Annotated in this window: 22 protein-coding genes; 8 read left to right on the forward strand and 14 right to left on the reverse strand. The window is 54.5% G+C overall.

Annotated features, from left to right (window positions below):
* The first annotated feature begins 147 nt into the window (after window positions 1–147).
* The 5 genes from FQ179_RS14760 to FQ179_RS14780 are packed head-to-tail and all read left to right on the forward strand — an operon-like array spanning window position 148 to window position 4,693.
* Window positions 148–894 carry a class II aldolase/adducin family protein gene (locus FQ179_RS14760; RefSeq protein ID WP_255475006.1) on the forward strand — a complete coding sequence of 249 codons (747 nt, stop codon included), beginning with the start codon at window positions 148–150 and terminating at the stop codon, window positions 892–894.
* A gap of 48 nt (window positions 895–942) precedes the next feature.
* The gene (locus FQ179_RS14765) at window positions 943–1,953 is read left to right on the forward strand and encodes a TRAP transporter substrate-binding protein (RefSeq protein ID WP_149398067.1); all 1,011 of its coding nucleotides are present in this window, start codon (window positions 943–945) and stop codon (window positions 1,951–1,953) included.
* Window positions 1,954–1,972: 19 nt separating this feature from the next.
* On the forward strand, window positions 1,973–2,497 hold the full coding sequence (locus FQ179_RS14770) for a TRAP transporter small permease (protein WP_149398068.1): 525 nt from the start codon (window positions 1,973–1,975) through the stop codon (window positions 2,495–2,497).
* A complete protein-coding gene (locus tag FQ179_RS14775; RefSeq protein WP_149398069.1) occupies window positions 2,494–3,774 on the forward strand; it encodes a TRAP transporter large permease in 1,281 nt (426 codons plus the stop codon). The genes FQ179_RS14770 and FQ179_RS14775 overlap by 4 nt, the downstream gene beginning before the upstream one ends.
* 10 nt (window positions 3,775–3,784) lie before the next feature.
* Window positions 3,785–4,693 (forward strand): amidohydrolase, encoded by a 909-nt coding sequence (locus FQ179_RS14780; RefSeq protein ID WP_149398070.1) that lies wholly within the window; start codon window positions 3,785–3,787, stop codon window positions 4,691–4,693.
* A gap of 57 nt (window positions 4,694–4,750) precedes the next feature.
* On the opposite strand, the gene FQ179_RS14785 is transcribed toward FQ179_RS14780, so the two are convergent.
* From FQ179_RS14785 to FQ179_RS14830, 10 genes are all read right to left on the reverse strand, one after another.
* Window positions 4,751–5,089 (reverse strand): c-type cytochrome, encoded by a 339-nt coding sequence (locus FQ179_RS14785; protein WP_149398071.1) that lies wholly within the window; start codon window positions 5,087–5,089, stop codon window positions 4,751–4,753.
* Complete coding sequence (locus FQ179_RS14790; RefSeq protein ID WP_149398072.1) at window positions 5,086–7,008, reverse strand: glycosyl hydrolase; 1,923 nt, start codon at window positions 7,006–7,008, stop codon at window positions 5,086–5,088. Before FQ179_RS14790 ends, FQ179_RS14785 begins: the two co-directional genes overlap by 4 nt.
* A complete protein-coding gene (locus tag FQ179_RS14795; RefSeq protein ID WP_223146269.1) occupies window positions 7,005–8,123 on the reverse strand; it encodes an Mrp/NBP35 family ATP-binding protein in 1,119 nt (372 codons plus the stop codon). The genes FQ179_RS14790 and FQ179_RS14795 overlap by 4 nt, the downstream gene beginning before the upstream one ends.
* A 21-nt stretch (window positions 8,124–8,144) precedes the next feature.
* On the reverse strand, window positions 8,145–9,050 hold the full coding sequence (locus FQ179_RS14800; protein ID WP_149398073.1) for an ethylbenzene dehydrogenase-related protein: 906 nt from the start codon (window positions 9,048–9,050) through the stop codon (window positions 8,145–8,147).
* Between the two features lie 10 nt (window positions 9,051–9,060).
* Window positions 9,061–9,780, reverse strand: coding sequence for a molecular chaperone TorD family protein (locus tag FQ179_RS14805; RefSeq protein WP_188074623.1), 720 nt, complete (start codon window positions 9,778–9,780; stop codon window positions 9,061–9,063).
* Window positions 9,781–9,814: 34 nt separating this feature from the next.
* On the reverse strand, window positions 9,815–10,795 hold the full coding sequence (locus FQ179_RS14810) for a 4Fe-4S dicluster domain-containing protein (RefSeq protein ID WP_149398075.1): 981 nt from the start codon (window positions 10,793–10,795) through the stop codon (window positions 9,815–9,817).
* 33 nt (window positions 10,796–10,828) lie between these two features.
* On the reverse strand, window positions 10,829–13,588 hold the full coding sequence (locus FQ179_RS14815; protein ID WP_149398076.1) for a molybdopterin-dependent oxidoreductase: 2,760 nt from the start codon (window positions 13,586–13,588) through the stop codon (window positions 10,829–10,831).
* A 381-nt stretch (window positions 13,589–13,969) separates the two neighbouring features.
* The gene (locus FQ179_RS14820; protein ID WP_149398077.1) at window positions 13,970–14,797 is read right to left on the reverse strand and encodes a phosphosulfolactate synthase; all 828 of its coding nucleotides are present in this window, start codon (window positions 14,795–14,797) and stop codon (window positions 13,970–13,972) included.
* Window positions 14,794–16,146 (reverse strand): lyase family protein, encoded by a 1,353-nt coding sequence (locus FQ179_RS14825; protein ID WP_149398078.1) that lies wholly within the window; start codon window positions 16,144–16,146, stop codon window positions 14,794–14,796. The genes FQ179_RS14820 and FQ179_RS14825 overlap by 4 nt, the downstream gene beginning before the upstream one ends.
* A 5-nt stretch (window positions 16,147–16,151) precedes the next feature.
* Window positions 16,152–17,126 (reverse strand): tripartite tricarboxylate transporter substrate binding protein, encoded by a 975-nt coding sequence (locus FQ179_RS14830; RefSeq protein ID WP_149398079.1) that lies wholly within the window; start codon window positions 17,124–17,126, stop codon window positions 16,152–16,154.
* 102 nt (window positions 17,127–17,228) lie between these two features.
* Between FQ179_RS14830 and FQ179_RS14835 the strand changes: the two genes are divergently transcribed.
* Window positions 17,229–18,170 carry a LysR family transcriptional regulator gene (locus FQ179_RS14835; protein WP_149398080.1) on the forward strand — a complete coding sequence of 314 codons (942 nt, stop codon included), beginning with the start codon at window positions 17,229–17,231 and terminating at the stop codon, window positions 18,168–18,170.
* Window positions 18,171–18,423: 253 nt separating this feature from the next.
* Here FQ179_RS14835 and FQ179_RS14840 read toward each other — a convergent pair whose 3' ends face one another.
* Window positions 18,424–18,780 carry a DUF4148 domain-containing protein gene (locus FQ179_RS14840; RefSeq protein ID WP_149398358.1) on the reverse strand — a complete coding sequence of 119 codons (357 nt, stop codon included), beginning with the start codon at window positions 18,778–18,780 and terminating at the stop codon, window positions 18,424–18,426.
* 559 nt (window positions 18,781–19,339) lie between these two features.
* Here FQ179_RS14840 and FQ179_RS14845 point away from each other — a divergent pair.
* Window positions 19,340–20,365, forward strand: a complete 1,026-nt coding sequence (locus FQ179_RS14845; protein WP_149398081.1) for a LysR family transcriptional regulator — start codon at window positions 19,340–19,342, stop codon at window positions 20,363–20,365.
* 203 nt (window positions 20,366–20,568) lie between these two features.
* Window positions 20,569–21,480: a YihY/virulence factor BrkB family protein gene (locus tag FQ179_RS14850; RefSeq protein ID WP_149398082.1), complete on the forward strand. Its 912-nt coding sequence runs from the start codon at window positions 20,569–20,571 to the stop codon at window positions 21,478–21,480.
* 135 nt (window positions 21,481–21,615) lie between these two features.
* Here FQ179_RS14850 and FQ179_RS14855 read toward each other — a convergent pair whose 3' ends face one another.
* From FQ179_RS14855 to FQ179_RS14865, 3 genes are all read right to left on the reverse strand, one after another.
* A complete protein-coding gene (locus FQ179_RS14855; RefSeq protein WP_149398083.1) occupies window positions 21,616–22,308 on the reverse strand; it encodes a dienelactone hydrolase family protein in 693 nt (230 codons plus the stop codon).
* A 109-nt stretch (window positions 22,309–22,417) separates the two neighbouring features.
* A complete protein-coding gene (locus tag FQ179_RS14860) occupies window positions 22,418–23,575 on the reverse strand; it encodes an acyl-CoA dehydrogenase family protein (protein ID WP_149398084.1) in 1,158 nt (385 codons plus the stop codon).
* A 1-nt stretch (window position 23,576) separates the two neighbouring features.
* Complete coding sequence (locus FQ179_RS14865; protein WP_149398085.1) at window positions 23,577–24,563, reverse strand: MDR family oxidoreductase; 987 nt, start codon at window positions 24,561–24,563, stop codon at window positions 23,577–23,579.
* Between the last annotated feature and the right edge of the window lie 132 nt (window positions 24,564–24,695).

Raw genomic sequence — 24,695 nt, forward strand, 5'->3', positions numbered from 1 at the left:
AACACGTAACCCCACATAGCAAATACCCTTGCTTGTGTATTCATTTGTTGCCCCTGGGTTTGTCGCATGAAAGAATAAAGCCGGTGAGCGCTGCAGTTATATCTTGGAAATTCGGGTGGCTTTACCCAATTACTTGGAGCGATAGAAGTGTTGAAAAAATACAGCGACCAGGAACAACAAACCCGTGTCGACTTGGCAGCCTGTTATAGGCTTATGCCTTTGTTTGGCATGAGCGATCTCATATACAACCACATTACGGCACGCGTCCCGGGGTCTGATGACGAAATCCTCATCAATCCCTATGGCCTCATGTATGAAGAGATCACTGCTTCAAGCCTTGTAAAGATCAACTTCAAGGGCGAGATTCTCGACAATCCCACCGAAGAGTTCGGTATCAATGAGGCTGGCTATGTGATCCATAGTGCAGTGCACGGCGCCCGCCATGACGTAGGGTGCGTGATCCACACACATTCCCGAGCCGGTATGGCCGTATCAGCCATGAAGCAGGGCCTGATGCCACTTGCACAAACGTCCATGCGTTTCAGAGATGTGGCCTACCATGATTACGAAAGCGTCGCCATTGATCTGGATGAGCAGGAAAGGCTGGTCGTAGACCTGGGTAAACAGGATGCGATGATACTGCGCAACCACGGACTACTCGTGGCCTCGCCTAGTGTCGCCGAAGCATTCAATGCCATGTACTGGCTGGAGATGGCGTGCCGCGTACAGGTTGATGCCCTGGGCTCTGGCGCAGAACTTGTACTGCCTTCACAAGAAGTTATCGATAAAACCTACCATCGTTATCAGCCACACGTTCGACGCCCCTTCGGCATTTTGGAGTGGCCGGCCATGCTGCGTTATCTGGATCGTCGCAATCCAGGCTACGAAAATTAATCGGGTCACAACCCGGGCTAGAAAAAATAAACACCATCGGAGACAAACATGTTCAAGTCGCGCATTTCGTTGATTCGCAAGCTGGCTTTAGTGGGGGGCGCTCTGACGGTTGCTACCGCCATCAGTGGTGCCGCCATGGCGGAAACCACCTGGAAAATCGGCTGGACCACCCCAGACGCCCCATCAGATCCCTATGCGATGACTGCGCACTATTTGGCCGAGGAGCTTGAAAATGCTGTGCCTGGCAAGTTCAAACTTCAGAACTTCAGCAACCATCAATTGGGTGACGAAACCGAAATGCTGCAAGGTCTGCAGCTGGGCACACTGGACGCCGCCGTCATTACAGGTACTTTCATTGGCAATATAGTGCCTTCCTTCCAGTTGAATGACCTTCCCTTTCTTTATGGATCCTACGAGCAAGCACACAAGGTTCTCGACGGCAAGGCCGGTGACATCATGTTCAAACAGCTCACCGATAAAGGTATTGTTGGACTGGGGTTCGCCCAGGCTGGCTTTCGGCATGTCATCAACAACATCCGCCCCATCAACACACCTGAAGATTTGAAGGGTATCAAACTTCGCGTTCAACCCAGCGATATTTTCCTGGACAGCTTTCGTGCACTTGGTGCCAACCCGGTGCCCATGGCATGGAGTGAGGTTTTCACGGCGGTACAGCAAGGCACCATTGATGGGCTCGAAATTCCAATCCCCGTGATCTATTCGTCGAAAATGACTGAGGTCAACAAGTACCTGTCACTGACCAACCATACGTACAACGCCCTGGCAGTGGTCGTTTCCAAACAAAGTTTTAACCGTTTAAGCAGCGATGAGCAGCAAGCTGTTCGCAATGCGGCGCGCGCGGCCATCACGCGTCAGCGCAAAACCACCTCCGAGAACGAAGCGCAGATTTTGCAAAAAATCAAAGACACCGGCATGCAGGTTAATGAGGTTGCCGACCTGTCTTTGTTCCGCGACCGCGTATCCACTATCTACGATAAGTATCGCAAGACGATTGGAAGCGAAGTAATGGATGCCGCGCTTGCCCAAGTGAAAAACTGACAGGGTAGATTCCCGTCCAATGCCCTCATCCAATTTTTGGTTGCGCCGACTTGAAAGAGTTCTGACAGCGGTGGTTCAGACCCTTACCGTTCTGTCCGCTGTTGTCATGATATTGAGCTTGCTCGTCGGCGTCTTCTTCCGATATGTCATGCAAGATTCTCTGACATGGTCGGAGGAAGTGGCCATGCTGTGCTTTTCATGGCTCATCTTCCTGGCTGCAGCACTCATGGTTCGCGAAAACGGCCATGTACGCATGGAACTGATCGAGCCGGCCATGTCCGCCAAAGCGTATGGTTTGCTTAACCAATTTATCTGGATTCTTATTGCGATGATTGGCGGCTATATGGCATGGACGGGCTTTCAATTTATTCAGCTCACCATGGGCCAGAGCTCTCCGGCCATTCGCTACCCTATCTGGATGCGTGATATCTCGCTGCCTATCGGCGGTATCCTGATCACCTTCTATGCCTTGCTGAACCTATGTGCGAAGCCTGATGGTCAGACATCCGAGTCTGCGCACTCGCGCGTGACACTCGAATCATGAGCGAACTTGCGCTATTCCTTAGCATTGGGCTTATTGTTCTTCTGCTGCTGGGCATTCCTATTGCATTCGTGCTGGCAACGCTCACCATTGGCGGGCTGTATATCGCCGACATCAATCCCATCATCTTTGCGCAACGCGTACTGGCGGGGACCAACGTCAACAGTTTGCTGGCGATTCCCGGGTTTATCCTTGCCGGCGACCTTATGGGGGCGGGAGGCTTGTCCAGACGATTGGTTCGCTTTGCCTCTGCATTGTTCGGCCATTTCACAGGCGGATTAAGCATTGCGACCGTCATGGCAGGAACCTTTTTTGGTGCCATATCAGGGTCGGCACCCGCCACCACCGCCGCCGTGGGTGGCGTCATGATTGATGAAATGGAAAAGCACGGCTACCAGCGGGATTACAGCGCTGCGCTAGCCACCGCCGTGGGGCCGCTGGGCCAGATGATCCCGCCTTCGATTCCCATGGTTATCTGGGGCGTGCTTGCTGAGCAATCCATTGCAAAGCTATTTTTGGCAGGTGTGTTGCCTGGGCTTTTCTCCGCCGCAGGCTTCATTGTCGTGAGCGTCTGGTATGCCAAACGGCGCAATATCCCTGCCGAACGCCGGATGACCGGTGCCGAGCTACGCTTTGCCCTGCGCGATGGCATCTGGGCGCTAATTGCACCCGTGGTCATTTTGGGGGGAATCTATGGTGGGATTTTCACCCCAACCGAAGCATCAATGGTTGGCGTGCTGTATGGCACCATCGTAGGTGTATTCATCTACCGCGAGCTGACTTTGCGCAAATTCATGGAAACCATGCTGCGCAGTATCAAGATGAGCGGAATGATTATGTTCATTATTGCGATGGCCTATGGCTACGCTTTCCTTATGGCGAACGAACGGATCCCGCAACAGCTTGCTGACCTTATGTTGTCGATCACCGACAACAAGATTCTGATTCTGTTAATGATCAACGTGTTGCTGCTCATTCTGGGCGCTGTTATGGATACCGTATCTGCCATGGTCATTCTAAGCTCCGTGCTTACAGCGATTGGGGTACACATCGGTATGGACCCAATTCAACTGGGTGCCATGGTGGTTATCAACTTTGCCGTTGGCATGGTGACACCCCCTCTTGGATATTCGCTGTTCGTCGCATCGGCAATTAGTGGGCTAAAAATTGAAGCCATTGCAGTCAGGCTGCTGCCCTTTATGGTCGTCTTCATTGCACTGATTCTTCTCGTTGCTTTCGTGCCGGCAATGACGCTTTGGTTACCGGCTTTGGTTGGATAAAGGTGTATTAATGACTGACAAGAATCGCTCCATTCCACAACCCGACATCGCACCTCCGGTGACGCATCCCACAGTACCCAAAAACCGTCTTCCGTCCGGAAGCTGTGATTCGCACGCCCACATCTTCGGCCCCGCAGACCGCTATCCATACGTATCGCCGCGAGGCTATACCCCGCACAATGCTTCGCTCGATGACTATGCGGGCCTGCTGCGCCATCTTGGGTTCGACCGGGCAGTATTGGTGCAACCCAGCGTGTATGGCACCGACAATCGACTGATGGCTGATGCGTTGGCCCGAACTCGTGAAGATTCTCTGGGCATAGCGTGGCGCGGCATTGCCGTGCTGGATGACAGCGTGACCGACAGCGAACTGGAAAGGCTGCATGACTTGGGCGTCCGTGGCCTACGCCTGAATCTTCTGTTTCAAGGCGCAGAGGTGGGCTTTGACGAAGGGGCGCGGCTTGCGAATCGCATCGCCCCCCTGGGCTGGCATCTTCAGTTTTTGATTAACATTGCTTCGTTCGAAGACTTCGCAGGGCGCCTGTCACGCTTGCCGGTAGAAAGCGTTATCGACCATATCGGGCATTTCCCGGCCATAAACGGGCCGGACCTTCCTCAGTTTGCCGATCTGAAAGCCTTGATGCGTGAGGGCAGAAGCTGGGTGAAACTAAGCGGGCCAAACCGAATTTCGAGACACGATGCAGCACCGTTTACAGACGCTCAACGGCTGGCCGAAGACCTTATCTCACATGTGCCCGATCGTCTGGTGTTCGGAACCGACTGGCCGCACGTTCAGTTGTCTACCTCAATGCCCGATGATGGCGTACTGGTGGACGAACTCTACCGCTGGTGCGGCGGCGATCAGGCGATGGCAAAACGGATACTGGTAAACAACCCTGAGCGTTTGTATTCTTTTTGAGTACACTTTTTAGCGCCGCCGTAAGCCAACCCAGAAGCACATGGCGGCACAGAAACACTACTTAGGCGTAGCACCCGGATTCTGCTCGCTGTAGTACGCCGCAAGGTCAGCGATATCCTGATCGGAAAGCAAGGCGGCCTGGGGTGTCATCATGGCGGCCATCCCGCCTTGCCGGAGCCCATCGCGATAGGCATGCAAGGAACTGACCAGATATTCGTTTGATTGCCCGGCCAGGCTGGGATATATCGGCGCGAGGGGTTTGGCGCCGTTTCCACCATGACAGGCCAGGCATACGGCCGCTTTGGTCGCTCCGGCCGCTGCATCCGCCTTTATATCGGCCGCGCCCGCAGTCGTCGACATCGCCAGAAGGATTACTGCCAGTGGCAAAATTCTCATTTTTGATCCTTGTTTGAAGATGAATGTCTTTTCAAGATAATGCCCTGATTGCCCGCAGCATAAACAGCGCCATCGGGGCATACACAGATCGCGCGCAGGCCTATTGATGTAGGCGACTCTTCAGGCTGCCACTGCAAACCATCAAAATGCAAAATATTGCCCTGGGTACCCACAGCATAAGGATGACCGCCCGGCATGCCGTCGACCGCCATTAAGTCGTCGCGCGCGCGCGTGGGCGTTAGCGTCCAGCGTTCACCGTCAAAGTGAACCAGCGTACCGGAAAGCCCTACGATAAAAATATTGTTGAGAGCATCGCCCCATACGTCGAACAGAAAGTTCTCTGTACCTGCGTAGAACTCACTCCAGTTTTCACCATTCCAGCGCAGAACCAGGCCGAAATCGCCAACGGCAAGAATATGCCTGTCGTCGTAACCCCAGATGCTGTACAGCGCCGACTTGGTGCCACTGATCATTCGGTTCCATTTTTCACCATTCCAGTGCAAAACCAGGCCTTCATCGCCTACGGCATAAATAGAGTCTGGACCACTACCCCACATATCCAGAATGGTAATGTCCAGATGAAGATCAAAGGCCACCCGCCAGGCGTTACCGTCATAGCAAAATATCTGGCCCATCTGGCCGCCTGCATACAGGCCGGCGTCACCGGCATCCCACAAACAGTGCACCGCCGCCTCATTGATGACCGGCAACGCCTGCCAACGCTGGTCGCAGTAGTGCAGCACCGTGCCGCCATCGCCACAGGCGTAGACCGAACCGTCAGCGGCAGCCCTCAAGCCCCAAAGATTGTGTTTGGTACCTGAATCGAGGATATCCCAGTCAGACTTCTTGACGAGATCGGCCTCATCAGGGGCCAAAGCCTTCACAAAATCGGGTGCGGCGGTCAGAATGGTAGAGAAGTCTCCCACGGTAAGCGCTTCGCCGGTGGGCAAGGGAACAATATCCATCAAATCGTGGCGGCTGTCGGTACGCAACTGATCCAGACGATTGCCCTCCAGATAATACAAATGCCCCTGGTCGCCTGCGATCAACACACCGTTTTTGTAAGCACGAAGTGACCTAAGCCGTGGCATGGCTTTATCTACCTCAACCGCCGTAAAGCAGCCGTCGCGCCAGCGCACAAGTTCGCCCCGAAATCCGCTGGCGTCGATGAAGTATCGCCCGCCGGCCATAAGCAGTTCGTCATCCGACAAAGCCACAACAGCATGAAAGCCTGCGCCTATGGGGCAGTCTAAAGCCTCCCAATGCCCATCACCCGCACTGGTAATAACGGTGCCTTCGCCGCCCACTGCAAACAGGCGACCGCCCGGGGCACGCGCAATACCACGCAAGTTGATGCGCGTAGGGCTGGGTTGATTTTGCCAGGTATGCCCATCAAAATAAACAATGGCGCCGTCGTCACCAACAGCCCAGGCACGGCCGGTTTCATCGCCAGTAATATCAAACAGCGGTGAGTTCTCAACACAAGACGCATAGTGTTGGGACGCCTCATCAATTATGCCGCCCCGTCGATGGTGCCATTGCTCGCCGTCAAAGCTCACCACAGTACCCATCCAGCCCACCGCATGCAGTTCGTTGCGGCTGCGGCCCCAGATGGCATGCAGGGGCAGGCGTGTCGATGAAGGCATGGTTTGCCAGAGGCTGTCTTGGGCATCGGCAGAGCCGTCAAAATGCAGCACTCTGCCTTCATCGCCAACGACGAACGCCTCATGTGCTGTCGCCCACCCTGACCAGAGTACGTCACCCTCTCCCGCTGCCACCTCGAGCACCCTGTGCCAGGGTGCCTTGTGCGGCGCGCTCGGGTCTGTACCTTGAGCAAGCCTGCGGAACAGGCTTCTGCGGCCTTGGTTGACGGGAGGGTTCACCGTATCGAGAGGTTCCGCGTAGGCAGGAGGCTTCATGCTTTATCCATTTCGTTGCCAGACAGGCGTTGCTGCTCAACGGCGAGCGCCTCTTCAAGCGCCCGTCGAATCGCATCGCGCTGCTCAGCAGGCACGTGCTGCAATGACTCTTCAAGCATGGACGAGTCCAGGTTCTGATCAAAGGCATCGTTCAAAGAATGGACGGCGGCCTCTGCGAACTGTTGTTTGGCATGTTCCAGACAGACATCAACAATAGGCATGAACGCGCGGGCGACGGGGCCGTCGGGTCGCGCCAGAACGTCCGGCATGCCCTCATCAGAGCCACGTGCCAACTCGGGGTCGAGTGGAATCTGTGCCAGCGACTCGACGCCGGTTTCTTGCAGCCGCCGCGCCAGCCCTTCTCTTGGAAACAGATGAAACTCTTCACTGCAGTGCGGACAGGTAATGCCTGACATGTTTTCAACAACGCCCAGCACCGGAAGCCCGCGTTCCTGACAGAAGCGCACGGCCTTTAGGCTGTCCATTAACGCGACTTCCTGGGGTGTCGTAACCAGCGCCGCCGATACGTTCGCGCCTTCAAGCATGTCGGCGAGGGTGATCAGCTCATTGCCGGTACCCGGAGGCATATCGACAATCATGAAATCGAGCTCGCCCCAATCGAATGAGCCGATTAAGTGATGCACGAAGTCGTGCTTGTAGGCGTCGCGCCAGACAATGGGTATGTCATCGCGCTCCATCAGAAATGCCAACGACCCGACCTTGATCGGGTGAGCCAGCGTTTCTTCGGTAAAGTCGCATGTGCCCAAGCCTTGGTCGGTTACACGCACATGCGCCCCCGCAAAGCCAAAGAATCGACTCTGGTTGGGGCCATGGATATCGGCATCGGCTACGCCTACGCGATAGCCTCGCGCAGCCAGGCCGGCCGCAAGATTGGCTGACACCGTGCTTTTGCCCACGCCACCCTTGTTCGCCATCACCAGCACAATCTGATCGATGTGTGCCAGACGGCTTTCTATCAACAGTTTTTCGTGACGTGGTTTGTCCAGGCGACAGTCAGGCTCTCGAGGACAGAATTGACAGGCATGACCCAGCCCGCAATCTGGCTGATCGGCCCGGGGCTTGATGTCGTTAAGTTTAATCGTTGAAATTTGCAAGGTTGGCTCCGTTGTACCAGCTCAATAAAACTGGCCGGCCTGTGGCACATCTTTAGACTGAACACCCGGGCTCGCAGGTTTTGCTTGCTCTGGGTTGGAGGGCGTCTGTGACGTGGATGGCGACGGTTGAGGCGCTGGAGGGGCAGGAAGCACATTAACCAGAATCCAGCTGTGGCTGACGCGCTTATTGCCATCTCGCTGCCCCTCAGCACCCTGCCATATGGCAAATGCAATGGGGATAACGCCACTCTTCAAACCGGCCTGATATTCGCCTGCGCTAGCGAGCTTGCGCGACATGACCACATGCCATTCGTTGTCGCTGCTGTTACGTTCGACGTGATAAACCCCTTTGCCCGTTACAAGCTGCTCAGGAAGCATGGTGGTGCTGCCGTAGCCCCCAGCCGCCAGGTCTTCGACCTGTTCCTGGTCTGCACGCCAATACCAAATGTTCACGGGCTTTTTGGGGCCGGTGCCCATCATGTACGAGGTATCCACACCGTTTAGGGCCAGCTGTATCGCTGCGCCGTCCCGAAAGGCATCAACGTCGGTCTTTCGGTTTTCAGTGGGGTCTTGCCAGCGCAAGCGTACATAAAAACGTTCAGATGTACGCGCCAGCTGAAAGTAAAGATACTGAGCCTCTTTGGGCTCAAAGCGAAGTTTGGTCGATGCGTGTACCGGAGGCGCGGCGCTCACAAGCGTACGGTAGGCGGGAATGCGTGCCCAGATGATGTCGTCTGGATCGTTAACTTCTCTTAGATAAATACCGTCGGGCAATTTGGAAGCATGCACGGTATCACCGGCATGCACGTCCAGCACGGTGGGGTCAGGCTCCGTCGTTATTTTCTGGGCGAAGGCAACAGAACTTGTCGCCAACAATAACGTGGCGGCGAGCACAGCCAGCTTTTTGCTCGGGCAAAATCTCATCATGGAGAACTCCTCAATTCCAAAGGTTCTGTGCCACGCTGCGCGGCCGATTCGACACACTGGCTGACGCGTCGGCGTAAGGGCCAACCCGCGCTTCAAGCTCAGCGAGCTGTTGCCGCGTCCACTCTGGAAGATCTTCAAGCATTCTTATGAGTGTGGCATCGAGCGCTAACGCCTTCTGGCGAGCAAGATCATGGTGAATGGCGTTCAGCAAGGGCACCAGGTAACGCTGCAAAAAATCACGTTGTGCGCGCCGATAGGGCGATGGGTCTGCGTCACGTTCCAGCGCGCGAGCCTCAAGATGGCACAGCACCGCCATAAACTCGAGCATGTCGATCACATGGTCAGGCTCTTCTGCCCGGCCCTCGTCTTTGGTCGCTGCATGCAGCCCAAAATGCCGATAAAAGGCCTGGATATTAAGCATGAACACGGGACGGGTTTGCCCGCCAAGCAGGTGTTCGTACTCGCCCGCCAGCAGCGAAATACGCGGCTTGCCACGGCGACCATGAACAAAGGCATCGATATAGCCGGCTTCGAGCGCTGCAAAATCTGCGCTGGGCTCACAGCGAGGCCATTCTCGCCCAGTAACCTGGTGCCAGGGTTCATTAAAAGCCGCATGAAAGCTGCCATCGACAAGCGCCTGCTGCAGTTCTGCCAGCGGATGGCCAAAAGCCACTGCCGCCAGCCTGTAAATGCTGCCTGCAGCGTCGGCACGCTGGGGCGTATTAGCCATAGGAATACCAGAGACCATGTTCGTCACCCTCGCGTTAACTGAGCTTGAACATTTCGGAGTGCACATAGCCGATCAAGGTATCCATCAGCTCGCTTTGCTTGCCTTCGGCCTTGGCCCGTCGTTCTTTTTTAACGGTTTCCAGCGCATCTTTGACGCCATCACCAAACAGGCTTTCCAGGTAGGCCAGCGGCACCCTGGGTTCATCAAGTTCTTCACCGTTTTTGCCGAATTTTGGCGGGGACAGCGGCGGAACATAAAAGACGTTGGGCTGGGTACCCCATTCAGGGTGTAGCGGCAGAGCAACTTTATATTTGTTGACCAGCGTATGTATAGGCCCTTCGGTATCGTCGAGATAGCCTATCCAGCGGATACGACCCACACATTGACGGGCACAGGCCGTAGCCAGCCCTTTTTCAATGCGCGGATAACAGAATATGCACTTCTCCGATTTGGAGATTTTTTCGTTAAAGTACACCTTCTTGTAAGGACAGGCGTTTACACAGTACCGGTAGCCACGACATCTTTCCTGGTCCACCAGCACAATGCCATCTTCCTGGCGCTTGTAGATGGCGTTGCGCGAACAGGCTGCCAGACAGGCAGGGTTGGCACAGTGATTGCACAGTCTTGGAAGATAAAAGTAGTAGCTGTTAGGGTAATCGCCCTCGCCCTCGTCTTCATCCCAGTTGGCACCCCACGTGGGTTTTACATTGGGTCGCAGCCAGGGGTCGGTACCTGTCATCAGGGCTTCGGTGTAGTTGTATTCCCACGGAACGCCATAGTCGTCCATGCTGGGCTGCTTGCTCAGCTTGAGCGCGCCGTCTTTGTCGAAACCGCCGCCCATTTTTTCGTAGTCGCGCGGATAGCCTTTACCCGGCTTGGTCTCGACGTTGTTCCAGTACATGTATTCTCGGCCATTGCGGTTGGTCCACATCAACTTGCAGGCCGAGGTACAGGTCTGACATCCGATACACTTGTTCAGATCCAGAACCATGCTGATTTGGCGTGTGACTGCCATTGTGTTCTCCCTTGTAAGCACCCCTCAGGCTGCTCAGCTGTAATCGCCCAGATCTTCGGGTCGGGCCAGTTCAATGTCATAGCTACTTTCGTGGGCCACCTGATTGGCATTCCACATGGCGTACTTGAACGAGAGATGACCCCATCCACCAACCAGCTCCAAGGGCTGCAAAAACGTAGCCATTGAATTGTTCATAGGCTTGCGCTGAATGTACTGATGCGGCTCCCAACCGTGCTCCATCATGATGGAGTTGACGGGAATGCTGGGGTAGAACTTGGCTTGCGCAAAGAACTCACCGGTGCCGTTAAACATGCGCACGTGATCGCCGTCTTTGATATTGCGTTGGTGCGCCAGCTGCGGGTTTATATAAATATTGGGCTCGCCACGCTGCAGACGCAGCATAAATTTATTGGAGCGCCAGTTTGAATGTATGCCCCAGCGCGCATGCGGCGAGTAAAACTCCAGCGGGTATTTTGAAGCTTCTGGCCCCGCATGCTGACGCGCCGTCGGCACGGTAGCCCCCAACTTCATGAAGCGCGGGTGATCACAGTAAAACGTGATCCGCCCCGTCAGCGTGTCATACGGGTTTTTGCTTTCAGTCTGGTTGGTAAACGGGTTGTATGGCTCATCTTTGACCAGCGGCTGGTTGGTACCTGCATGCTCGTTCATCACGATAAAACCACGCTCAGCAGCCTCTTCCAGGGTCACGCCACCAAACTCTGGCGAGTTTTCCACCATCCATTTGGTAACGTCGTAATCCGTCATGAGCTTGCCATTCATGGTGTAGTCATCATGAATGGTGTGCAGATCGCGGGTAACGTCTCCATCCGGGTACGACGACACTCCACGCGCAATGGCCCGCTCCTGAATCTTTTTGGTAAGCAGCGCCATGATGTCCCAGTCTGGCTTGGAGTCGCCCACGGGCTCCACCGGGCGGGTGAACACATTACAGAAACGGTGAAAGCCCTGCGTGCGAAGATCCCATGCCTCGTAATGGCTGGCGGCGGGCAGTACATAGTCGGCCCACTCGGCGGTTGAATCCATGCGCACGTTAACGTTTACATAAAGCTCGCTGGCCTGTTCAAGATGCGCCTTGCGGTAAGTATCGGCCATCTTGTTGCGCCGGAACGTATTGTCCGCCACCGTGATCATGCCCTTGATTTCGCCGTAGTAAGGCATCCAGCCCTCATCGATGGATTCCTTGATCATGGCCTCCATTTCATCGATGTTAAACCCCACGCGCTCCTTGAGCTTGACGGGGTCAAAGTGCTGACGTGCGCCGTCAATCATATTGCCGCGCAGAAACTCGCCCAGACCACCGGCTTCGTAGCGCGGCAGTTTCTTGCCGCCAAAGTTGGCCAGCTCAGTCCAGCGTGGATGGTTCCAGACCACCCACGACGTGTCCAGGCCGCCGGTCTTGCCACCGTGGCCGGTTAACGCCATGGCAAGCGCATAAGACCAGCCTGTATACAGACAGTTGGAATAACGCGAAATGATATAGCCCAGCATCACAATGGCCTTGCGCGCATTGGCCATGCGGCGCACCTCTCGGCGCACCATCTCTGGGTCGAGATCGGTGAAGGCGCGTGTTTTTTCTGGTGGAAACTTGGCAGCTTCTTTTTTAACCTGCTCGAAAACTGTGGTGACGGCAATGCCGTTCACCGTAAACTGGCCCTCGAGTGCAGGATCAACGTCACCCAGTTTCAAGGTTTTGGTTTCCGACCCCATAGAGCCGTTGACCTTGACCGCCTTGCCGGTGTTCAAGTCCCAATGGTAGAAAACCTCATCTGAGCCAGAGGCTTCCAGATCAGATTCTCGCAACAGCTTTTGATTATCAACACGCACAAGAATCGGCAAGTCGGTCTGTTCTTTCATGAACGCCGGCTTGTACAGCTTTTCATCGATGATGACATTAACGAATGACATCGCCAGATAGGGATCGCTGCCTTGCTTAATGGGCATCCACAGATCGGCATGAATAGAGCTGGGGTTCATGTCGGGTGCGGTAGAAACAATGCGCGCACCGTTATGCTGTGCTTCCCATATGTAATGCGCATCCGGAATCCGGGTGGCGTTGGGGTTAATCATGCCCAGCATGATGTAATCGGCATCAAACCAGGCATCAGACGTAAAGCTTTCAAGCGGATTACCGTAGGCCAGATGCGCGCCGGTATTAAGGTCGCCCACAGTGGTGAAACCATCAAGCTGAATGCCGCCAACCAGCGAGGCAAAGCGGTTGGGACCAGACTGGCGCACCATAGACTGGTTGCCAGACCCTTGGTGCGTCTTGAGCTTTCCAGGGCCGTACTTTTCGAAGATGTCGATGATCTTGTCAGCGATCTCTTCCGTTGCCTGATCCCACGAAATGCGCTGCCACTTTCCTGCACCACGTTCGCCTGCGCGCTTGAGCGGATAGCGAATGCGGTCTGCTTCGTACATAGAGGTAGAGTGGATTGCGCCCTTTTGGCACCCTCGCGGGTTGGCATCTGGCACCTTTGCGTTAACGGCCGGGTACTTGGCGATCTGCTCTTCACGTATCACGATGCCGTCTTTGACGAACACATCAAATGCACAGTTACCCATGCAGTTAATACAGTGCGCAGCGTGGCCTACCTTGTCCCATGTCCATTCGTTGCGATAGAGGTCTTCCCAGCTGCGGTAGGGGTAGTCCTGATGCAGGGTGTCTCCAATAGGCTCGAGACGGTTAAGCGCCCAGGCGTTGCTGCTGCTAATAACGCCCGTCCCGGCTGCGCCCAAACCCTTTAAAAAACTGCGACGATTCAGTTGCACCATGTCTTGCATCCTTTACTGGGTAACCTGCAGTTCAACGCGAACCGTTCAGGCTCGAGTAGATGGCTGTTTCCAAAGGCTGACTGGCACGTTAGGCAAGAAAATAACTCAGCCTGGCTCAGAACGCGGTTGCATCGACGTTAACGCCAACTTCAGGCGCGTTCCAACGTCGCCTCATCCTAGGCCATTTTCAGGCAGTCAACAACAGAGCAACGATAGGACGAGCGAGAAGAGGCTGGGTTGATGTACATCAAGCTTGCAGCGGCTTCTCGTTAAAGATACAAGTTGAGAGGTCCTTCCTCGTCGTTCGGGGTTCGGGACAGTAGTTCGCAGCGAAGACAATAGACTCGTTGCTTTCCTCCAGTTAAGAACGCTATGACACCATCAGGCGGGAAAGTTCTTGAATAATGAATAACCCACAGCCCGGCCTATGCCGCGCCGTAAACCCTCCAGGCGCAGTGCCTGTCCGAGGGTAATATTGGCAAGATTTACATCAGCACCAAAATCATCAATCAGGGTCGCGTGCTGGCTGGGAAATCGATACGGATCTGCCTCGATCAGGATACGATTGAACCAAGAACTCGCCTTGAGCGCTTGTATTTCATCCGCAGAAGTGGCGGCCAACAAATCCAGTTCCGATTGTTCGAGAGTGATATGTTCAATGCCAAGTTCGGTCATGTCGTCTACGATAGAGCTCAATTCGTCGAGCTTCATGGGGGCCTCGGGATCTTTGGCCCCGAATTCATAAACGACCTGTATTCCTTTGCGTTGCAGGCTGCCAATAGCATGCATCCGTTCATCGCGACTCAATGTGACGCAATTTTCAGAGACCTCCAGCGCGTCGAGTCCAAGGCTGCGAAGGAGACGCGCCATGCCGTCAAGTTCGTTGCGTCGCCAAGCATATTCGAACAGAATTCCTCCTGCGTAAACGGAGACGCCAAAGTCCTTATAACAACGAATAGCTTTCTGCATGGTCGGGGCAGGCACGAGCAGAGTATTTAGGGCAAAAATTTTTGCATAATCAATAAAGTCTGCCGCACACTCAAGGGCATTACGTATGCCTGACTCACTACCTCCCCAGCCGAAGGTGTCTGGGCCAAAATCGATGATTGAAGTTATACCGCGCTTGCGTGGCTTGACTTCACGCAACGGCAAAGTCAACAGTGCGCCTTCTTCGATTGGAGTATTTATAGTTGGTCTTGCGGGATTCATTTTTTTTCCTTTGTATTCTGCGGCTGATGTGTCTGATCGAAAAAGCCGAATGTAGCCTGTTGTGTCCGGTGGTTTTCTATAAAGGCCAGTGCTCTATCTACCGCCTGCGGTGCCAGTCCGATATAGGTACGATGATCGAGCAACTCAATAATCTGTGCATCACTCAGGTGTCGCGAAATTTCAGGGCTGTCCAGAAGTACCTGTTTGAAAGCGACATGGCGGTCCCGACTCTGATTGGCCGCTTCGCGTACCAAGGTATGGGCCTTATGTTTTCCAATCGAACCGCCCAACGCGAACATGACGCGCTCGGCCATGATGAGGCCGTCAGTCCGACACAAATTTCGTTCCATATTCTCGGGGTTGACGATAAGGCCGCCCAGCAAATCTTCAGCAGCGCAAAGCAACTTGTCCATGTGAAGGGCAATATTTTCGAGCGAACTGTCATTGCTAATCTGATCCCGCTCGTAGATCGAGACCATCCAGTCTAAGAGCACACCTGATTCATGACAGATCTGACGGGACAGACCAATGATGGCGGTTGCTTTCCTAGGGTTAGATTTGTGCGGCATGGTACTGGAACCGACCTCCTGATTACCTTCGTCCAGCTCACCGAAATCGTCGCCTTGAAGTAGAAAAACATCCTGAGCAAAACGTGCCATGCTTTTGGATGTGATGGCGATGAGACAACCCCATTCCGCGTGCTTGTCACGGGTTCCCTTCCAGTCTGCAGGCTCTGGAGCCTCTAGGCCCAACTCGGCCATTGTCTGAGCCTCAACGTCGAAGCCACAATTGCCCAGCGCCGCATAAGTACCGACAGCGCCTGCCAGCACGCCAGTGTTCGTCCGCCTCAACCAGCCTTGTATGCGTTCAATATTGCGACGATTCTCCAGCATCCAGGTCGATGTTTTTAGACCGAAAGTAATCGGCAAAGCATGCCGCCCGACCGTTCGGCCCATCATAGGCGTAGCGCGATATGTTTCGCAAAGCCGCATAAGAATGGCCTCAATCCGCAGCATCTGCGCGAGAAAGCGTTCCATGGCTCGTCGCATCTGGATAATTTGCGTCGTCAACCTTATATCAGGCGTGGTTGCTCCAAAGTGCAAATAAGCGGCAGCATCATCGCCAAGCGCAACCGACCAGGTTGTGAGCAAAGCCACCAGCTGATGACCGACGCACTCAGCATTCTTTCGTATTTCTGGTTCGGGTGCAAAGTTCGGATGGGCTTTTGCGTTAATTGCGTCAGCCGCGGCCTGAGGAATAATGCCTTGAGCTGCCTGTGCACGCGCGAGGGCAGCCTCGATCTCCATAATTATGGCGACGGTCGCGCGTTCTCCAAAAATATCATTCATGGCGATCAGTCTTTTGGTAAATCCAGCTTTTTGACAACCTCTGCCCAGCCTTGTTGCTGCTGAATCATCCAGCGGCCAAATGGCGTGGGGTCCTCTGTCACAGGTTTAAAACCGATTTCCGTAAGGTTTCTCTGAACCTCTTCATCAGAGAGAAACTGAGTGATGGCCTGCTGCAAGCGCTTCGTGATTTCAGGCGCTATGTCTTTTAAGCCGACGAGGCCAATCCATAACTCGACGTTGAAGTCTCCGTAACCAGCCTCACTGAAGGTAGGTACATCCGGTGCCTGGCTATTCCGTGTTTCGCCTGTCTGTGCGAGCGCGAGAAGCTGACCACTGCGAAGTTGGCTTAGCACAGGGGCCAACCCGATAAAGCCCACGTCTACACGGCCCGACACCATATCAACGATAGACTGGCCACCGCCCTTATAAGGAATATGCTGCATATCGATACCAGTTTGCTGTTTGAACAATTCGCCAGCCAAATGATGCACTGAGCCTGTACTTGAAGCTGCATAAGACAACTCGCCAGGTTTCGATTTAGCCAGCTCGACGAGCTCTCGCACTGACGAAGCGGGGACTTTCGGATTAACTACGAGTACCTCCGGCGAGGTCGCGATCTTTGCCACGGGAGCGAAGTCAGTCATCTTCCACTGCAACGACTCCTTAAGGATCGGTTGAATAGGGATTGAGTCTGTGATCAGCGCAAACGTATATCCGTCCGGCTTTGAGCGAGCGAGCTCATTCATGCCCACTGCACCTGCAGCACCACCCCGATTCTCGACAATAAAGGTCTGTTTGAGGATTTTGCCCAGCTGGTCTGCGACGATGCGGCCGACGATATCCGTCGCCCCTCCCGGTGCGAACGGCACGATCAGAGTTACGGGCCTTTCTGGCCACTGTGCCGCCTGTACCGAGGTAAGACTAAACCCCAACGTTAAGGCCAACGCAATGGAAGCGGTTGTAAATCGTCTGCGATTCATGAAGGTGTCTCCTCGTATTAAGAATATGGACTAAGTATGCCCATGTCAGCTATAAGTGAAAAATAGAAACATACACTCATGTGATAACTACTGGCTCTCACAATGGACCAATTCTCTTCATTTCGGATTTCCCAACTCAGATTTCGCAATCTGCGCCTGCTGCAACTAATTCAAGAATGCGGGTCGGTACGCAAGGCAGCTGAACGACTGCATGTCACGCAACCAGCGGCTAGCGCCATGCTGCGCGAGATTGAGCAGGCACTAGGACTCACGTTATTCGTGAGGTCGCGCAGTGGAATGACTCCAACGCCAGCGGTCAAGACCTTGCTTCGTCGCGTTCAAGTCATAGGCAACGAGCTTAGCGCGATCGAGGCGGAGGCAATCGCACTGGCTACCCGTTCGCGTGAACTCTTTCGCGTTGGTGTACTGCCCCGCAGTATGCAAAACATCATGCCTGGCGTCTTGGCGCGCGTAGTGCAGCAGAACAAGGGCGTGGAGATATCGCTGACCGAGGCCACCTCTGACGTACTGCTTGACGCGTTAGCCAGAGGCGAACTGGATTGCGTAGTGGGCCGACTTACTACCCGTGAAGGCAGACAATCAGCAGGAGGCAATCCTTTTCTGCTGGAAACACTTTATGAAGAAGGAATGTGCGTCGTGGTTGCCAGGGAGCACCTTTTGGCAAAACGCAAAAAGCTCACGCTGACCGATCTCTCAAACTGCAATTGGGTTTTGCCTCCACCAGGGTCCGTAACCCGCAATTTATTGGTCGATGAGTTCCTCCATGCGGGTTTGATGCCGCCTTCACCCGTCATCCAGTCGTCCAGCTTTCTATCGAACTTGAGCTTGGTGGAACAAGGTGGTTTGGTGACCATATCGCCCATCTCTGCCGCGCGAAAATATCAACAGTTTCGAGGTATAAAAATTCTTAACATTACGTTAAGTATGCCATTGCCGCCAATATCATTGATCTGGGGCCAAACCAGAGCAATGGAAGGCACCTTGCAGATAATACGGGACGAACTTCGCATTCAGGTGCAGTAGATTCGCTCTATCAACTTGTCTTAATCTCCTTGACGACTCAGCGACGCCCGCATACCCCCTACGTGATTCTCTAGACGTCGAATCTTGACCGCTCCGTGCGTAATTCTCCAACCTTACAAACTAAGTCAGATATAGTTGAAATCAACAAATTTCAACGCTGGCCATGCCGCAACTGATGCACTCAGCGTTGAAACTTGTATAGATTACGCATTTCGGAGACCTGCTAACTGGGCACAGCGAAACAAGCGTATGTTTACGATGCAACAACGTAGTTAAGTTCACCCTCCCTCAACTGGCCAGCAGCCCTTGCCTCAGCCAGCTCTTTCAGCACTTGTGCACGGGGCACCTCTGAAGCCGGGCCTGCCGCAGGAATATGATTATCCGACTCGCCCTGCCAAATCAGACCTGCGGCCCTGGCAGATTGAAACGCCTGAACCACCTCGGCCCGGGTTTTGGGATGCTGGAACGGCACAATGGTAGAGTCAGGCTGTTCCACCTCATCGTTAAACTGATATTGAGACGTCGGCATGTCTTGCTGAATGCCGTGTGCGTATGCGCCGCCCGCAAGAAGAATGCTCGTGGCGAAGATGATGGTTTTAACTGCTTTCATGATGTACTCCCGTTGGGATGAGCCATGTAGCGCTCAGAATTTCAGTGATGTGGTCAGTGTTTGCAAGACACCCCATAAGACAAATTCTAGGCACGCATTTAACGGAGCGGTAGGCACGCAAAGGGTGCCATCGTGTTGCCTTGAAGGCACCAATAAGCACGTGTTGAAAGCATCCGCGCGAGCCTGTGTCGCATCTCTCTTGCGTCGATCCACGGCAAAGCGCTGTTGCGTTTTTTGGCCTCTGAGCAATGATTCTCGATATAACAGTCATACCCATACATCGCCGGAATGGCGGAAACGACTAGAGATCCATGCGGATACGCATCATCATCCGCGACGCTCTCAGCACGGGTGCCTGAACGCGAAGACCTCTCAGGAATCAAGAGACCGTTGAGCGACGATATGGCACCCATGGAAGAAGATGACGGCAGGATAATCCATTTTTTCCGCATCCGCGCTTGGCGGAAGATATAACCCTATAAAACAAATCCGCTGACGGTGTCACGCATTGAGGCTTCCATGCATCTAATCTTGTATAAAAACCTCGGCGTGTACTGCAATGTCTAATAATCTTCTTCAACACATTCCCTCCGGCGCGCCCGACGCCCTCGCCGGCAGTTTTGTCACCAGCTATGCGGGCGTGGTCGCCTTTCTGGCTGTCGCCGACGAGGGCAGCTTTTCCAGGGCGAGTGATCGTCTTGGCATAGGCCGCTCTGCCGTCAGCCGCAGCGTGCAAAAGCTGGAGACGCAACTGGATGCACGCCTGTTTCACCGAACCACGCGAAGTACCTCGCTGACGCGAGAAGGCGAACTGTTTTATAAAAACTGCCAGCCGGGCGTAAAGCGTATTGTTCACGCCCTGGAAGACATGCGCGAGCTGCGCGATGGGCCACCACACGGCCATCTATGTCTGCATGCGACGCCAGGCTTTGGCCGCAAGGTGATCGGCCCACTTCTGCAGGGCTTTCATGCGCAATTTCCGGACATCACCCTGGAACTCTTGCTAGACGACCGACGGGCGGACTTCACGGCAGATCGCATCGATATCTCTTTTCGTGATGGCCAGATGGAAGACAGCGACATCGTAGCGCGACAACTGATCCCCATGCGGCAGGTTGTATGTGCATCGCCGCTATACGCAAAGACCACAGGCTTGCCGCGTCACATTGATGATTTGAACGCGCACCATTGCATCAACTTTCGGACACCGTCGGGACGCATCAGGGACTGGGAGTTCAAGGTGGGTGGCATCGAACAAAAACACCCGTTGTCAGGCCAATATATCTTTAATGATCTTGACCTGGTGCTGCAAGCCGTGCTGCAGGGTCAGGGTCTGGCACAACTGCCCGACTACCTGGTGAGCGATTTATGCAAAACCCAGCAGCTGCTTACCTGCCTGGATCAGTATGCACCCGATACTGGCGGCCACTATCTGTGTTATTTAAGCCGCAAACAGCTTCCTGCCAGAATCCGCGTATTTATTGACTATATTATCGAACAAACACGAACGATGAATCTGCAATGCCTTGCCGCGCAGGCTCAAAACTTTTACGCGTCGTTACCTCTGGAGCTGCAAATAAATTAAAGGCATGGCACGCTATTTGCCTGCTGTTACGGCGTGTGTACTGAAACAACGTGCGCCTGGCGAGATGGCGCAACAAAAGAACAAGCTCATGGCACGAGACAACCAAACGCACCCTGTGTGCAGGGGCTAACACTCGCTCTAAAGCAACTGCCAAGTAGGCGAGATCCGCGTCTCATACTTAACTGCATTAAATGGTGGCCCCTATGTTTCTGACCCCCAAACAGTTTTTTAATCTCGCAAAGTGCTCCTACAAGGCATGGAGCGACGACTACGCCTCGAGCATGGGCGCAGCCATCGCGTTCTACACCGTATTTTCCATAGCGCCTTTGTTAATCATCGTCATCGCCGTGGCAGGTTTCATCTGGGGCCAGGATGCCGTGCGCGGAGAAGTCATCCAGCAGCTGGGAGGCCTGGTCGGTCAGGACGGCGCCGAGAGCGTGCAGGCGCTCATTCGCAGTGCAGACAAGCCCACCCAGGGCATTACCGCGACCATTATCAGCGTCATCATCTTGATCGTAGGGGCCACACGCGTCTTTGCCGAATTGCAGAGCGCACTTGACCGCATATGGCAAGTGCCGGCGTCGGTTAAGGTCGGCGGCTGGTGGCGCATGCTGCGCGCAAGATTGCTTTCATTGGGGCTGGTGCTGGGCCTTGGTTTTCTGCTTCTGGTGTCCCTGGCCGTAAGCACAGGCTTGGCGGCATTGGGTAATACCATGGTCGGGCTGTTCCCTGGCTGGGAGGTGCTGATGCAAGGCCTGAATGCACTCGCCTCACTTTTTATTTCAACCATACTCTTCGCGCTGATCTTCAAATATATGCCTCAGGCCTCAATCGCCTGGCGCGATGTCTTTATTGGCGCACTCGTCACGGCGGTTTTATTTGAGATTGGCAAGGTGCTGATCGGCCTGTATGTGGGCAAGAGCGCCACCATTTCATCACTAACTGCCGCCGGCTCACTCGTCGTGGTTTTGATCTGGGTTTACTACGCCGCGCAGGTGTTCTTGTTGGGCGCCGAGTTCACGTGGTTTTATGCGAACCATCATGGTTCGCGGCGTGATGTGTCTGGGCAAGGGCGTGAGAACGCTCAGGTTGGCGGCGACATTGATCAGAAGTGAATCTTGCCCCAATGCCATGCGGCGAGTCGTCGCATGGCAAATACTGACATTCGCCTCTCTGAATACAACACCCAGTTTGTCCCTATGGACAACCAAGGTATATAGCCATCATGCAGGCACCGCCACCTTCAAGCCTTAAGCAGTGTGTTGCTGCATAAACGCAATTGAACGATCTTCTGCCATCTTGGCAGCCGCTTCATCGGCATGCACACCGCCTGGTCGGGCGAAAGCATGATCACAATCTGCATACACGTGTGCTTCCCAACCCGGCCTGCCTTTAATTGCATCAAGAATCGTTTCGCGCACGGGTTCCGGCACGTAGGCATCAAGCGCAGCGATATGCAACAGCGTAGGAACCGCTGAAGCAGGCGTCGCAGGAATAAGCTGCTGCAACCCCACACCGTAATAGCTCACTGCACAGTTGATGCCGGCATCGGCGGCCATGCGAACCACAAGCCGACCGCCCCAGCAGTAACCCAGGCCAGCAATACGGTTGTTACCGATTTTATGAGACAGCCAGGTGCGCGCCACCTCCAGGTCGGAGACGGTTAAATCTTCGTCCATGCTTTGCATGAACTCAACACCACGCGCAAAATCTTCGGGGTTGGACGGTTCCAGTTCGACACCGGCCTCTTTGCGCCAGAACAGATCTGGGCATATAACGTTATAGCCAAGACTGGCCCAACGCTCAGCGGCGGTGCGCATGGCGGCGTTAATGCCGAAGATCTCCTGCACCAGCACGATACCGGGTGCGTTTATGGTGGACGCTTCGACGAAGTAGGCGTCAAACTCTTTGCCTTCTTTACTAATCAGGGTGACGTGACTCATATCCTTAACTCCTTGTGTTGTAGGCACGTAAGGCAATGCCAACGGTTATCGGCATCACGATGACGTTGTCGAGATAGCTCTCGGCAAGCCGCTTATAGTCGGACAAACACTAAGACTGATGCACCTTGCGCAACTGGCGCACAATGCGCTCATTCATCATTTCAGGTGTGCCATCGGTATAACAAAACGCCTTGGCCCAGGTAAGCATGCGGTCCAACCCGGCCTGTGGTGTCAGGCCATGAGCACCCATGGCCTGCATGCAGGTTGATATCGCCTGAAGCGTGTGATCGTTGGCATATTTTTTTGCCATGGCTGCGATACCCTGCGCATCTTGCCCGGCATCAATGACCTGCGCACCGGCATAGGCAAGCAAACGCATGGCCTCCAAATGTGTCGCCACACCGGCAAGCGACCAGCTTAATCCCTGAAACGCCATCACTGGTTTGCCAAACGCCTGCCTTGATTCACTATAGCCGCAAGCCGTGCTCAATGCGGTATCGAGCATGGCAGCATTTATGGCGGCCACATGTACCCGTGCCTGGTTCACCCCGCGCATCGCAGCATAAAAGCCGTCACCGGGCGGGTACAGCAGCCGCTCTTCGGGGATAAAGCAGTCAGTCAGACCAAACTCACCTACCCCCATGCCCTCAGTGCCAGCTACTGTGCAGGCAGGCCCGCGCTTAAACCCCGGGTCGTCTGCAAAGACAATAAACCCGCCCACCCCTTTGGCACCCGCAGTGACATCAGTTTGTGCATAAACAAGAAACACATCAGCCAGGCTGGCATTGGTTATCCAGGCCTTTGCGCCATTGAGCAGCCAGCCATTGTCGTGCGGCACAGCTGTGGTCTGCAGGGCGGTAAAGTCACTGCCAGACTGGGGTTCGGTCATGGCGGTGCAGCCTATGTGTTCCCCCGCCAGCATCAGGGGCACCAGACTGTCTCGCAAAGCAGGCTGCCCCGAGTGTGCAACCCGCGAAACAATGTTGTGATGGTTGACCAATGAGAACGCAAACCCGGCATGGTGGCGCGCCAACTCTTCGCACACCCTCATTCTGGTAGAGAAAGACGCCGAGGCGCCCCCCATTTGTACCGGCACTTCAATACCGGCCAGCCCCTCATGACAAGCACGGCTTAGCAGTTGCCGGTGTTCGTCACTGTTAGCGAGCGTCGCTTGCGGCAATTGCCGGGCCGCAAAATCACGCGCCTTGATAATGAGCGTTTGCTCGGATGATGTCAGTGCCGCGTCGAAGCGTTCACACGTCTGCATGTCAGGCCGCCAGATCGACGATGAGGCGTCCCTTTACCTGGCCCTCCAGCAGTTTATGGGCGGCATCCACGCACTCTTCGAGCGATAGCGTATGCGTGATCGCCGATAGCATGGCCGTATCTGCTTCCTGTGCGAGGCAATTCCATGCCTGCGTGCGCAAGGCTTCAGGCGCATAAACGCTGTCGATACCGACCAAGGCAATGCCTCGCAAAATAAACGGGGCAACCGTAGCAGAAAAATCTAGCCCTTGCGCCAGACCACATGCGGTCACTGTGCCGCCGTAGCGCGTCTGTGCACACACATTGGCAAGGGTATGGCTGCCGACGCAATCTATGGCACCCGCCCAATGTTCTTTCTGCAAGGGCTTGCCTTTTTCAGACAGCTCGGCTCTGTCGATAACGGTGTGCGCACCCAGCGACTTCAGACGTTCGGCCTCTGACATACGGCCTGTTGACGCATGCACCTCGTAGCCACGTTTGGCCAATAACGCCACAGAAAAACTGCCCACACCGCCATTGGCTCCGGTAACCAATACTGGGCCGTCGCCTGGCTTTACCGCCTGGCGCTCAAGCGCAAGTACCGACAACATGGCGGTATAACCAGCCGTACCTATGCCCATGGCATTCTTTGCGCTCAAGGCCTGTGGCCTGCGCGTCAGCCAGGCGGCTGGAACGCGTGCACGTTGTGCCAAACCACCCCAATGCAGCTCGCCCATGCCATGGCCATTGACGATGACCTCGCTTCCTTCAGGAAAGTTGGCATCGCTACTGTGCACGACGGTTCCGGCCAGATCAATGCCAGGCACCATGGGCCATTTTCTGACGACGGGGCTACGCCCGGTGATAGCCAGACCATCTTTGTAATTGAGCGTGGAATAAGCAACCTGAATTTCCACCTCACCTTCGGGCAAGTCAGCCGGATCGACCTGCTCTATGCCTGCAAGGGTTGATCCATCTTCTGCTTTACGCAACATAATTGCTTTGAACACGATCGAAATCTCCTGAACCAAACTAGTCTGAGTATTGAATAAAAAATTTCTATGAGGCCAGGCTGACAAAAAAACAGCTGGCAAACAGGTGCATGGGTTGTGAGCAGCCTAGACCAGTCTATTAGTAGGGTC

The sequence above is a fragment of the Pusillimonas sp. ANT_WB101 genome (assembly GCF_008369125.1).
Taxonomy (GTDB): Bacteria; Pseudomonadota; Gammaproteobacteria; order Burkholderiales; family Burkholderiaceae_B; genus Allopusillimonas.